General features: G+C 62.6%; 10 protein-coding genes and 1 pseudogene. 4 read left to right on the top strand and 7 right to left on the bottom strand.

All coding sequences use genetic code 11. The features are described from left to right. Nucleotide 1: 1 nt before the first annotated feature. From acpS to ACP6CK_RS30030, 3 genes are read right to left on the bottom strand one after another with little or no spacing between them, the layout of a single operon-like run. A complete protein-coding gene (gene acpS, locus ACP6CK_RS30040) occupies nt 2-424 on the bottom strand; it encodes a holo-ACP synthase (protein ID WP_426960395.1) in 423 nt (140 codons plus the stop codon). An 8-nt stretch (nt 425-432) separates the two neighbouring features. Next, complete coding sequence (locus ACP6CK_RS30035) at nt 433-1119, bottom strand: recombinase family protein (protein WP_426960394.1); 687 nt, start codon at nt 1117-1119, stop codon at nt 433-435. A gap of 2 nt (nt 1120-1121) precedes the next feature. After that, the gene (locus ACP6CK_RS30030; protein WP_426960393.1) at nt 1122-1586 is read right to left on the bottom strand and encodes a hypothetical protein; all 465 of its coding nucleotides are present in this window, start codon (nt 1584-1586) and stop codon (nt 1122-1124) included. Between the two features lie 492 nt (nt 1587-2078). On the opposite strand from ACP6CK_RS30030, the gene ACP6CK_RS30025 reads away from it, so the two are divergent. Next, nucleotides 2079-3305 carry a tyrosine-type recombinase/integrase gene (locus tag ACP6CK_RS30025; RefSeq protein ID WP_426960392.1) on the top strand — a complete coding sequence of 409 codons (1227 nt, stop codon included), beginning with the start codon at nt 2079-2081 and terminating at the stop codon, nt 3303-3305. Between the two features lie 85 nt (nt 3306-3390). Here ACP6CK_RS30025 and ACP6CK_RS30020 read toward each other — a convergent pair whose 3' ends face one another. The 4 genes and pseudogenes from ACP6CK_RS30020 to ACP6CK_RS30005 all read right to left on the bottom strand — a co-directional run. Then, a complete protein-coding gene (locus ACP6CK_RS30020; protein ID WP_426960391.1) occupies nt 3391-4827 on the bottom strand; it encodes a toll/interleukin-1 receptor domain-containing protein in 1437 nt (478 codons plus the stop codon). Between the two features lie 234 nt (nt 4828-5061). Next, nucleotides 5062-5418 carry an H-NS family nucleoid-associated regulatory protein gene (locus ACP6CK_RS30015; protein ID WP_426960390.1) on the bottom strand — a complete coding sequence of 119 codons (357 nt, stop codon included), beginning with the start codon at nt 5416-5418 and terminating at the stop codon, nt 5062-5064. A gap of 177 nt (nt 5419-5595) precedes the next feature. Then, the gene (locus ACP6CK_RS30010; protein ID WP_426960389.1) at nt 5596-7065 is read right to left on the bottom strand and encodes a YecA family protein; all 1470 of its coding nucleotides are present in this window, start codon (nt 7063-7065) and stop codon (nt 5596-5598) included. Nucleotides 7066-7177: 112 nt separating this feature from the next. After that, nucleotides 7178-8269: pseudogene (locus tag ACP6CK_RS30005) on the bottom strand (IS5 family transposase); the annotation flags it as partial. A gap of 102 nt (nt 8270-8371) precedes the next feature. On the opposite strand from ACP6CK_RS30005, the gene ACP6CK_RS30000 reads away from it, so the two are divergent. The 3 genes from ACP6CK_RS30000 to ACP6CK_RS29990 all read left to right on the top strand — a co-directional run bounded on the left by ACP6CK_RS30000 (nt 8372) and on the right by ACP6CK_RS29990 (nt 10720). Further along, nucleotides 8372-9472: an ISL3 family transposase gene (locus tag ACP6CK_RS30000; protein WP_426960387.1), complete on the top strand. Its 1101-nt coding sequence runs from the start codon at nt 8372-8374 to the stop codon at nt 9470-9472. After that, nucleotides 9375-10160: a HipA domain-containing protein gene (locus ACP6CK_RS29995; protein ID WP_426960386.1), complete on the top strand. Its 786-nt coding sequence runs from the start codon at nt 9375-9377 to the stop codon at nt 10158-10160. Before ACP6CK_RS30000 ends, ACP6CK_RS29995 begins: the two co-directional genes overlap by 98 nt. 125 nt (nt 10161-10285) lie before the next feature. Further along, on the top strand, nt 10286-10720 hold the full coding sequence (locus tag ACP6CK_RS29990) for a zf-TFIIB domain-containing protein (RefSeq protein ID WP_426960385.1): 435 nt from the start codon (nt 10286-10288) through the stop codon (nt 10718-10720). The last annotated feature ends 1273 nt before the right edge of the window (nt 10721-11993 follow it).

Raw genomic sequence — 11993 nt, 5'->3', positions numbered from 1 at the left:
GCTAAATTTCGCCACAGGTTCGGTCGCTACATTCAGGGCGCTCGCCCACCGCCAAGGCGACGGCGGTCACGTAGGCGCCGGCGTAGCTCACGCTGACGAACCACTGGCGGACGTGCCCGGCGGCGGCGGCGGCGCCGTCGCGGAGGGTGACAAGGGGAGCTCCAGATGAGGCGGCGAGGACCTCAATGTCGTTCCATGCAATGCCGTCGCCCCAGCCTGTGCCGATGGCCTTGACCACGGCTTCCTTTACGGCAAACCGGCCGGCGAGGCGCCTCTCGCCGCGAGCTCCGGCGCCGGCGGTGGCGCGCTCCGCATCCGTAAAGCAGCGCCGGAGAAAGTGCCCCCCGGGGTCGGACAAGAGACGCTTGATTTCCGCGATCTCCACAAGATCGATTCCCACTCCGACGATGCGATCTTGAATCATGGCCTCGATCAGCGGGATGTTTCCGCGGCGAGCGCGCGCCGAACCTGTGCTGGCGACCACCGGCTTCCCCCGCGCGGAGCTGGCACGCCTCGCGCCATAAGCGCATCCGCGATCTCCGCGAGTGTCGCTGCCCCCGCCCGTTTTGCGGCGTCGAGGTAAGGCTGCACCGCGGCCGCACGGCGGCGGGCGTTGCTGATCTGTACCGCATTTGCGCGGGCGGCGAGGACGGGGTCGCGCGCGAGGAGGCGGGGGTTACCGAGCACAACGCCCCGCGCCTTCGCCGCGGCGAGAGCGGCTTTCGTGCGCGCGCTGATCATCCGCGCTTCCTCCTCGGCCACCGCAGCAAGGATGTGGATCGTCAGCCGGTTCACGGTTGGCATGTCGGCAGCGACGAACTCGACGCCGCTCTCCATAAGGTTGGAGACGAAGGCGACGTTGCGGGCGAGGCGATCGAGCTTCGCAATGACGAGGGTAGCGCGCATCGCGCGGCACGCTTCCAGCGCAAGCGCGAGTTCCGGGCGATCCTTCTTCCGACCGCTCTCCACTTCGACGTGCTCGGCGACGATGTGCCCATGGGCCGCCTCCACATGGGCGGCAACTGCGGCGCGCTGCGCTTCCAGACCAAGGCCCGAGCGGCCCTGCTTGTCGGTCGAGACACGGAGATAGACGATGAAGCGCGTCTCCCCAAGAGCCACCTTCACAGCGACACCTGCAGGATACCGGCGATCTCATCCTGTGTCGTCGTCCTGCTATGCCGGAAGCGATTCACGACGATCAAATGATTGCAGCGCACGACAGCGCTGGCCGCGTGGAGCTGCGCGTGAATAAAGGAGTCCTGGCGCCCGTCGGTCAGGAGCTCCATACCGGCGCCGTGCGCGAACATAGACATCATGCCGTAGAGGGCGTCGTAGACTTTCTTCAGACCACCTTCTTTCGCCAAGTGGTCGAAGCGCGGCAGACGCTCGGCGTCGGCTATGGAGGGATGCCGGAGGACTTCCCGCGTGTGGTCCTCCCCGGTCTCGCAATGGCGGATCGTGCCGTTCCCGCCCTGGAGGTTGAGGCGCATGAGCCTTAACGTCTCCCGCCGCGTGGCTTGCATAAGGCGGCGGCCATTGGCCTCGTCGAGGGCGGCCCAGTAGGTCCCAAAGAACGCCTCCAGCACGGCCCTCGCAACTACGGCGCCGGGCGCAGCTAGGCGCGCCTCCCCAAGCATCGCACATCCCATAGCGTGCTCCGCTGCCACGGCGGCCCGATCGAGGAGGAACCCTCCAACAGCGTCGGCGCCGGCGAGAGTCCGAAGAGCCGGTTGGTCATCAAGGAAGCGACGCGCGGCTCCGCGGGCCAGGGCGACAGCGGCGGCGAGGTCCGGAGAGGTGTTTGGCTGTGCTGTCAAGACCACAATTCTCTCGCGGGATCGAGCAGTTTTCAACCCCAAACGTCCGTTCCACGGGTTGAAAATTCGATCCGAACTCACGGTGGGCATTGAGGCAGACCAGCATCAGACGCGGTAAGCCTCACTTACCAAGTGTGTTGCAGGGGTTGCCCCAATCCGGGCAGGGCGGCACTCTGCGGTCGGGGTAAGCAGGCGCGGGTGCGCCGGCAAAGGGGTTTGAGCGGTGGACGGCGGAGACGCTGCGAGGGGAGGGGGCGCCGTATGGTCGTCCCCGTCGCGCCCATCGGGGGTGAGCTGTCCCCGCGCCTGGCCGAGGCGATCGAGGCCGCCAAGGCATATGCCCGCCGCGCCCTCGCCCCCGAGACCCTGCGCGCCTACCGCACCGACCTCGCCGACTTCGAGGCCTGGTGCCTCGCCCACCGCACTACCCCTCTCCCGGCCGCCCCCTCCGCCGTCGCCGCCTACCTCGCCGCCCTCGCCCCCACCCACCCCCGCTCCGCCCTCGACCGCCGCCTCGCCGCCATCGGCCACGCCCACCGCGTCCGCGGCCTCGACTGGACCCCGGGCCACCCCGCCATCCGCACCACTCTCCAGGGCATCGCCCGCCTGCACGGCTCCCGCGTCCGCCAGGCCGCCGCCCTCACCTCGGCCGAACTGCGCCGCTTGATCGCCACCTGCGACGCCGGCCTGACCGGCTGCCGCGACCGCGCGCTGCTGCTGCTCGGCTTCGCCGGCGCGCTGCGCCGCTCCGAACTCGTCGGCGTCGATCGCGAGCACCTGCGCCTCTCGGGCGAGGGGCTCCGCCTCCTGCTGCCCCGCTCCAAGACCGACCAAGGCGGCGAGGGCGTGGAGCTCGGCATCCCCCGCGGCAGGAAGCGTGAGACCTGTCCCGTGCGCGCCGTCGAGGCCTGGATCGAGGCGGGGGATCTCCGCTTCGGGCCGCTCTTCACGCGGATCGACCGCTGGGGCCGTATCGGCCACGACCGGCTCTCGCCCGACGGGGTGCGCCAGATCCTGCTGCGCCGAGCGGCCCTCGCGAAGGTGACGGCCGACGCTGGCGAGCGGCTCTCGCCCCACGGGCTGCGGGCCGGCTTCGCGCTGATTGCGACCCTCACCTACTCCTTCGCGCGCATCGGCGCGGCGCTGAAGATGCGCGTGGAGGATCTTCGGCCGAAGGGTGCGGGGGGGACGCTGCGGCTGCATGAGAAGGGCGGCAAGCAGCACGCCATGCCCTGCCACCACGCCCTTGCCGAGGCCCTGCACGCCTACATCGATGCCGCTGGCATCGGAGAGGATCGCAAGGGCTTCCTCTTCCGCAGCAGCCCCGGCCATACGGCCACGTCGCTGACGGCGGAACCCCTCGATCAGTCAGCGGCATGGTTGATGATCCGCCGCCGTGCGACGGCGGCCAGGACCAGCGCGGCAATCGGCAACCACAGCTTCCGCACGACAGGCATCACAGCCTACCTCGCCAATGGCGGCGCATGAAAGTCCGCGTACGACCAAGCTCTATGACCGCACGAAAGAGCGGCTCACGCAGGATGAGGTAGAGCGGATCAGGTTCTGATTAGCGTCAGGGGCGCGTGCCCAGATCCTCTACTCCCGTAGAAGCGCTTAAGGACAGTGTGTGGAAATTCCATCGCGGCAGGTTTCTAGGATCGCTGGCCATCTCCTTCACGCGTCGTCTGAAATCTTCCAACGCCATGTTTTGAAACATCTCAGCGAGACGTCCAAAGAAGGCTTTGGACTTCGCGCGAGCGAAAATTTCATAAGGCGCATCTGAATGGCGCTCACTGTAGACGAGCGTCTGCGGAAACCACCAACCATGGCCTGTTAAACGTGCGTGCAAGAAAAGCACGAAATCGGCCTGCATAACCTGATTGAAGTCGGTTGGAACGCCCTTGCATCTATCCTTGATGACGTCAGCCACAAGGCAGAGATGGCGGAGTTGCAAACGCTCATTGCGGCGATTGAAAGAAACGAGATCATCCAAAAACACGGCATAATCCCGCATAGATCGTCGCGACGCATTGCTTCCCGCGACATAATATTCTTCATTGATCAAGGTGGCGGCGGCAGAAAACTGACCCGCTTTGATAAAAATTGCCAATATGTGTAAGAGCAGTTCGTATGCTATGAATTTGTAATTGTCAAAGTCCCAGTTTTGCCAGCTGTTCACCCCTTCGGGCGGGTGCATATAGACCATAATGCGCTCAAGTAGGTTATGTGCAAGCTGGCTGGCAGTTTCCGCAGGGGCATATCGCACCAAAGCTTCCACAAGTGAGAGGGTCTCATTTCGTTGCGGGATGAAGCTGGTGATGCTTGCCATCACGGCTTCATCATAAGTGTCGTTCGTAAACTCCTGCCCGCGCAACCGTAGCTTCTCAAGCTCTTGTACCAAGCCATCGAAATACTCAGCCGCAAACGCGACGCCGTGGGCATTCCCATTGCGTACAGCTTCGATGGCGCGACGGTAGCGAGCAGAGGTCTGTAGCTTTGGCGCGGAGGAATCATCACTCAGAAACTCGGGTGGCCTTCCAAGCGGCGGCTTGATGTGCAGCGGCTTATCAAATATCCAGCGCAGAAGTTGATCGAAATTCTCTGCATATGTCGTCGCATCGCTCAGGTCGATATGGATGCGCGATTTATAGTAGCTCGGCTTGTAGGGTTGCCCTTCTTCGTCGCGTTCTAGCACCACTGCCGCAAACTTGTCCTGCGTTACATGGCTGTAGATTTCAGGCGTGATAATTTGCGTTTCTATGCCGACACCCCCGCGACGGCCATTTGCCTTCTCTGTGTAGGCGCGATCGCATACGATAATGACCTTTGCTACTGCAGGGTCATTAACCATCTGTTCCATAAAGGCGTGCGCATCATGACCTTCTTTCAGGTCCCATTTATCGAGAACGACGTCAACGCCCGATTCACGCAACTCAGTTGCAAAGCGAAGAACCCAGGCTTGGTGATCCGGGCTGCTCCAGCTATACGAGATAAACGCTTTCGGGCTCATTGCGCGATCTTACCTTAATCGGCACCAGATCCCAAGCGAGAGGTACCGCCGTGCTCGCTCCGTCAACCCCGCTCGCCATGCTCGCCCTTCGGGCTGTGCGTGGCTCCGCGCCGCTGCGCGGCCACGCGCCTGCGGCGTGGGGGTTTGACTTCCGCTCTGCGCGGCAGTGATGCGGAGGCATGGTCGGGACGAGGAACTTGGTTCCTCGCCTCCTGGGCCAAACAAGGAACATGGTTAAGCAGCAAATTCCTCGCGCTTGCGGCCCGACAACTCCGCCGCATGCAGCCAGCGCGGCATGCGTCCACGTCCGCTCCACGTCTCCCCATTGGGGCCGCGATACTTCACCGGCACATCCTTGCCGGCGTCGCTGCGCTTGCGGCGCGTCGGGGCACTGCGCGGCGCAGTGCCAGGCACCAGATCGCTGAGGCTGAGGCCGAGAGCCTCAGCCTTCTTGGTCATCTCCTCGATCAAGGATGCGCGTGCCGCCTCCTGCTTGCCCTGCAACGCTTGCTGCGCATCCGCGATAAGCGCTGTGAGCTGTTCCGCCGACAGGTTGTTGAGATCAACGCGACGAGCGGCAGTGTCAGCCATCCTCAAGCCTCCCCGATTCATCCGAACCAGTGGCGCCGACGATGGGCAATCTTTGCAAGCGGCGCGCTGGGTAGGACATGCCCACGTCAGCACGACGACGATCTACACGGCCATTGGCGGACCGAAGGAGCAGAACTTGGCCGCGAGGTCCTGAGTGCGTTTTAAAAGAAAACTGCACTACCTCCCGTGGCATTTCTTGAATTTCTTGCCGGATCCGCAGGGGCAAAGCTCGTTTCGTCCCACTTTAGAGATGCTGCGGTTTGAGGCTCTTTTAGGTTTAGGTGGGCGAACAAATTCTGATATTACTTGCTCATGACGGGTGCCCGTCCGGAAGAAGTTCCAGCCCTCATTCAGTTCTTCGTATTCAGCTCGCGTCTCCTCCGGCCATTCAGAGCAGTCCATCCAAAGAAAATCTTCGGCATTCTGATCTGTCAGCTTGGGCGGATCGATGGCAATGCCAATTACGGTCTTAAGTGATGGATTATGGTTTTTGGCAGCACCGCATGCTCTCCGAAGCACCTCTTGCCTTTTCGCACGATAAGCATCTTCATCCTCGCGCATGCGCGCAGGCACCCACAATTGCAAAAAGACATATGCCTTATCAGGATAAAAAGAATGAAAAAAACACATGTGTCGTTGTAGTTGATCTTTCTCGGCCGGAAACTCGTTGATGGCGTTTATCATGCGTTCGACCATAACCCGCCGCATAAAGCGCGGCTCCTTCGCCATGTCATGGATTGCACCACGCCCGCTCAATAGCTCTCCATGACCGCGCAGCGTCCCCTTCGTCCAGTTGTCACAGGTGCGCTGAATTATTTCGTCCCACAAGTATGATTGCTGATTGGCCTTCTTTGTCTCAATATATTGGGGAAGCTCAACAAGGTCTTTCCACTCCCCTTCCCCCACCATAACGGCATTGACTGTTGGATCAGATGTTCCGATGAAGTGGCGTTTGTTTTTGTCGAGGTTCAGCCAGTAGTGCGCAAGAAGGTCCTCTTCGCCACAATATGAAAGCATGTCGAGCGACGAAATAGCGTTAGCTTTTGCATCAAGGTAGTCAGCAAGGTCCTTTACTGTATCGAGTTCGCCAAGAATGATCGGAAGGTTGTGACTATCGAAAACATGGACTGGTGCAGCTTTGTCGAGGTGGATCATAAAGGGAAATGGATCGGGCACATCGCTTTCGCCATAAGATATAGCGAGGCTGCCATAGATATTGCTTTCTGAAAAGTTCTTGCATGCCTCAGCCGCGCCATGGGCAACAATGATCTTGTGAACGATCATCGTGTCTCGGTTGATCGGTACCGGGAATTCCTTCGCCTTCTTTGCATCAAGGTAAACCGCACGGCCGCTGCGAAGATAGCGTTCAGCGCCATGAGTTGTCTGAACTTGTCGATCGATCGCGTTGCGCTTCCAGCGGCTCCATTTGATATTGGGGTCCTCATCAACTGCAAATTCGGTGAGCTGCTTTTTGCGGTCAAAGAAAATGAATACATGATTTTCAAAAGCTGCGAGCACATCGCAGAATTCGTGACCATCATCCTTATATGGATTAGCATAGCTCCATAAACGCAAGAATGAGCGATCACACAACTCTGCAAGCAGGCGTTCGGTTGACGTGACCCCAGACGTTGGTGTTTCAGACATCACTTTCCTCTGAGAACGGTGGAGCGAAAGTCCCTCACGGAGTGGCCGGGTAGTCTGGCCGTGGCGGCGCTGAGAAATGGGAGCGCTGCCTAGTCGGGTTTGAATAACTGCTTCAGGCCGCCGAGGCGGTGACTGGTCGATGGTCTGCCGGCTGGGTTAGTTCGTCGAGTACGACGAGGAGAGCGGTCAGAAGGGCCCTGAGGTGGGCGAGGATCTTGCGGATGTTGTAACCGCAGCCGCAGAGCACGGCATAGAGGGCATCACCGGTCGTGCCCTTGAGGGCGCAGCGTGCGAGACGGCCATCGGTCTTCATGTGTCCGATCTCGGGCTCGATGGCGCTGCGGCGCCGGAGCAGCCTGCCCAAGCGCGGCGTGAGGCCGCGTCGTGTGCCACTGATGAGGACCTGGGTGCCCTGGACGCCGTGACCCCGGTAGCCGCGGTCGACGACGGCGAGGGTGGGACGCTGGTCGGTCAGGGTCTCGACCTGCTGGAGGGCGTCGGCGAGGGTGTGGCCGTCATAGGGGTTGCCGGGCATGGAACGCATGCCGACCACAAAGCCGCCGGCGAGCGTGGTGGCGATGCTGACCTTGGTCCCGAACTCGTAGCGCACCCTCGCTTTGCCCTTAGAGATGCAGTCCACCGCCGGCTCGTGCAGGGCGAGGAGCTTGCGGGGTGTCTTCGCTGTCTGCCACAGCAGGCGGGTGACGAGGGCGAGGCGTTCCTCGATCCGCGCCCGCAGCCGTTCGTCCGGAACGCCGCTGATCTGACGACCAAGGTCGCGCAGGACGCGGCCGGTGTAGCCCTTCAAGGTGCGCAAGGCCTTGCGCATGCGCCGGTACTGCCGAGCATGAGCATGCCGTCCCACCCGGGCCGCTAGGCGCGGTGCCAGGCGGTTGTAGTTCTGTCGCAAGCTGATGCCGGCCTTGGCCGCCAGCGACACCAGGGAGCGGCGGGCCTTCTCGTAGAGCCGGCTGTCGGTCGGGTGGGCGATGGCCTTCTCCATCACCGTCGTGTCCACCGCGATCTCGGCGAGGCTGCGTTCCGACACGGCGCCTGAGGCCCGGCCTGCCTCGATCGTCTTCGTCAGCAGCCACTCCACCCCTTCCTCGCCGATGCGGTCGCGCCAACGGCTGAGCGAGGAGGGGTGAATGGGTGGGCGGTGCTGAAAGAACGTCTCGCCCGTGAAGTGCTGGAAGTACGGGTTGTAGGGGCCGGGATGACACTGGTTCTCCCGCACTTTCCGTGCTGTCGTTTCGGGGCGGGATGAGCACATGGACGAACCATCTCCTTCCTCGAAATGCCCTCTTTGCCCAAGCGCTTGCTGCCGCTCATCCCGGCAGGGCTGCTGGTCCAGCAGATTCTGCCCTCTCCCGACCACCTGACCATCATCGCCATCCCGCGTCAGTTCTCGGCGGCCTGCCCGAGTTGCGCCACGCCATCCCGCCGGGTCCACAGCCGCTACGAGCGCGTCTTTTCCGACCTGCCCTGGCAGGGGTGGCCGGTGACGCTGCGCGTCCAGGTCCGGCGGTTCCGCCGCCTGAATCCGGCCTGCGTGCGCCGAACCTTCGCCGAGCGCCTCCTCGGCACGGCGTCCCCGGCGGCGCGCCGGACCAAACGCCTCGGTGACCTGCAGCGTCATGTTGCCCTGGCTCTGGGCGGCGAGGCTGGCGCCCGCCTCACGGTGCGGCTGGCCGTGCCGACCAGCCCCGACACGCTGCTGCGGATGGCGCGTCGGGAGAACACGGTCATGAGGCTGAGGCCACCGCCCGTGCGCGTGCTCGGGGTCGACGACTGGGCATGGCGCCGCGGCCACCGCTACGGAACCATGCTGGTCGATCTGGAGCGGAACCGTGTGCTCGACCTACTGCCGGATCGCCAGGCTGGGACGCTGGCGGCGTGGCTCAGGCAGCGCCCTGGCATCGAGGTCGTCGCCCGCGACCGGGCCAGCGCCTACGCGGACGGCGCCCGCCAGGGCGCCCCCGCGGCCGTGCAGGTGGCGGATCGGTGGCACCTGCTGCGTAACCTCGGCGACGCCGTCCGGGCCGTGTCGGAGCGCCACCACGCCGCCGTCCGGCGGATCGGCGCGGAAATAATGGTGTCGCCACCCATGGCGGTCGATGCAGGCGCGCCTGCCGAGCAGACGACCACGGCCACGCGCCGCAGCGAGACTGGGCACACGCGCCCGAGAAGGCGGCCCACGCCGGACGGCTACGAAAGCTCCCCTGGGCGTCGGGACAGACCCAGAGTTCCGCATCTCGCTCGCCGGCGCGCAGGAGAAGACAGCGCTGCTCCGCTACGCGGGGTGTTGGATGGTCCCCCACCACACGACGGCGACGACACACATCCTCAAGCCTGGCATCGGGAAGCGCCGCGACGGCCTCGATCTTTCACTCTCGGTCGAGAATGAGTGGTTCTGCTTGAAGCTGGTAGAAGCCTTCGGCCTACCGGTGGCAAGGGCCGAGATTGCCGCCTTCGAGGACCAGAAGGTGCTGGTGGTCGAACGCTTTGACCGGACCTGGACGCGGAACGGCAGGCTTATCCGGCTACCGCAAGAGGATCTCTGTCAAGCGCTGGGCTACCCAGTTTCAAGGAAGTACGAGTCCGAGGGTGGTCCGGGCATTCCGCTACTCATGAAGCATCTCGGGGCCAGCGACCATCCAGGGGAAGACCGTCGGCACTTCCTGCAGGCGCAGGTGCTTTTCTGGGCACTCGGAGCAACGGATGGACACGCGAAGAACTTCAGCCAGTTCCTTGGCCCGGCAGGGAGGTTTCGGCTCACGCCACTCTACGACGTCATGTCCGCGCAGCCGAACGTCGACGCGGGCCAGATCCCGCGGAACCGCTATAAGCTGGCGATGGCAATCGGGCAGAGCCGCCATTACGTCATCGGGCGTATCAACAAACGGCATCTTATCGAGACCATGGGCGTCTGCGGCCTGTCCGAAGCGGACGGTACCGCCATTGTACACGAGCTTGCCGCACGCGCGACGGCGGCGCTGGATATGACCCTGGGAGGCCTGCCGGCGGGCTTCCCTGTCGAGCTCGCAGAAGCGATTACGCGCGGGATTCGGCAGCGCTTCGGTCTGCTAGAGTAGGGCCGAACCGGGCTCCGTTCCTCCCTCGCCGAAATCGACATCGAAGGAGAAAAACACAGTTGCTCCTCTAGTGACTGGAGGATTTAGAACGTCGTCATCGAAGCTCAAACCAGATCGAGCAACCAATGAGTGACCCAATCACTGCCCCACCTGCACCAGAAATGCCTTGCCCGCGCTGCGGCGTGGGCTTGGTCATGACCGACCGACAGGGCATTGAAATCGACTACTGCCCGAGATGCCGAGGCATTTGGTTGGACAGCGGTGAGTTGGATAAGATCATCGAACGTAGCGCGCAGCTCGCCGCTCCTTCCTTGCCGGTTCCGACAGCATCGCAAACTCAACCAACTCTATCCGGTTCAGACAGTTCATGGCTCAATCCAGGCCAAGGAGTGCCGCATTGTGTGCAAGGCTCGCCTCAGCCTTCTGGGTGGCGGCAGGATCATGGCCAGCGCGGCGACTATGGCGGCCACGATGATGATCATCGAGGTGGACATCGTGGAGGTCACGGCAGCGGCCGCAGCGCACACAACAACTCATTCCTTGGTCGGTTGTTCCGGTGAGAGATGTACCAGCAAGCGAGTATAGCTGGCTTCCTCACGGCGACGCCATTCGCCGCTAACCGGATGCACATTGAAGCCTGCCTGCGAGACAGGCCGACGCGTCGCGTCTTGGCAAGATCCTAACAAGACAAGAAGTGCTGCCGACGACACCTCATCGGCCGCACGCAGAATTCAGGCGCGGCAGGACGCAGAAGGCTGGAGAAGATCATTGAGCACCAGCGATCAGGGGGCCCTCGCAGGGCATTGTGACGCACTGACCCTCGCTGCTTCCATTCTTGCCGTGGAGCAAAGTTTGGTTCGCTCGAACCTCGATGGAGAATGCAACGAGAGGGCGCGGCTAGGTATGGCAAGCAGGATCACAGCACAAGCATCAAGCCTCTCGCAGTCCCTCCGCGGGAAACGGGGGAGCTGCTCGCGCCATTGGGCTGGAAGACCGGATTCGCCTGCTCACTCGCATCATAGAAAAGACTCAGGCTCGAACGTCGATGCGCCAAGATTCGAGGAAGGCAAACTGACATGGTGAAAGCCACAAGGCGGTTCCGTCTCGGCCGAATTGCCACAATTTTGGATGGGCATGATTTACAACAAGATGTTGCAGTAGCCTGACAGACGTCCGGGAAGCCGCTAGGGCGTTCAGCACCATGCCGATGGGGACGACGCTGCCAATCCGTGCCGCCCTTCGTCAGGGCCTGCTGGCGTTGGCTTGCCTGCTTCCCCTCCTCGCCATGATCCTTCCCGCAGGATCGATCGCCATCGTGGGTGATATCGAGCCGGGCGGGGGCGTGGCTTTAGAGCTTTCCAAGGAAGACCTACCAAATTTCAATGCTGCCCAGCTCTGCCGATCGGCAACGCACTCATCGGCCGAGATAGCCGCGGCTACGCCCAACAACTCGCCTTTGATGCTAGACACCGAAGTTCGGAAGACTGCACCCATCTGTGGCCTGGGACAGGCCCTACGATCATTCGCTCCAGAGCGCATCACAAGGCCCCCCCGAATCTGAGAGCCCCTAAGGCCGACGTTCCGGCGAGCCTTGATGGCTGGGAGTGCCGCGACCTTCTGCTTAAGCGAGGGTACAGCTCCTCGATGTGATGTCCTCCAATACCAGGACTAGAAGCGGCACCACGTAGCCGTCTGGTCACCTGAGATATGAAGACGTCGTGAGCGCATCGTCGAGTGAACCCCAGCGCCCTGACAAAGCTGTCGCTGTCGACCGCATCGGCCACTCTGTGGTGCGGCTACATGCCAGAAGCAATGAATCGGCGACGTTGTAGG

The sequence above is a fragment of the Muricoccus radiodurans genome, from assembly GCF_050154705.1.
GTDB classification, from domain to species: Bacteria; Pseudomonadota; Alphaproteobacteria; order Acetobacterales; family Acetobacteraceae; genus Roseomonas; species Roseomonas radiodurans.
Note: the sequence above shows the minus strand (reverse complement) of the source record. Positions and strands in the feature narration are given on the sequence as shown.

Bases quoted from the DNA above. Each gene is read 5' to 3' on its own strand.
- ACP6CK_RS30025 (WP_426960392.1), top strand. From the start codon at position 2,079: ATGGTCGTCCCCGTCGCGCCCATCGGGGGTGAGCTGTCCCCGCGCCTG.
- ACP6CK_RS30020 (WP_426960391.1), bottom strand. From the start codon at position 4,827: ATGAGCCCGAAAGCGTTTATCTCGTATAGCTGGAGCAGCCCGGATCAC.
- ACP6CK_RS29995 (WP_426960386.1), top strand. From the start codon at position 9,375: ATGGTCCCCCACCACACGACGGCGACGACACACATCCTCAAGCCTGGC.
- ACP6CK_RS29990 (WP_426960385.1), top strand. From the start codon at position 10,286: ATGAGTGACCCAATCACTGCCCCACCTGCACCAGAAATGCCTTGCCCG.
- acpS (WP_426960395.1), bottom strand. From the start codon at position 424: ATGATTCAAGATCGCATCGTCGGAGTGGGAATCGATCTTGTGGAGATC.
- ACP6CK_RS30015 (WP_426960390.1), bottom strand. From the start codon at position 5,418: ATGGCTGACACTGCCGCTCGTCGCGTTGATCTCAACAACCTGTCGGCG.
- ACP6CK_RS30010 (WP_426960389.1), bottom strand. From the start codon at position 7,065: ATGTCTGAAACACCAACGTCTGGGGTCACGTCAACCGAACGCCTGCTT.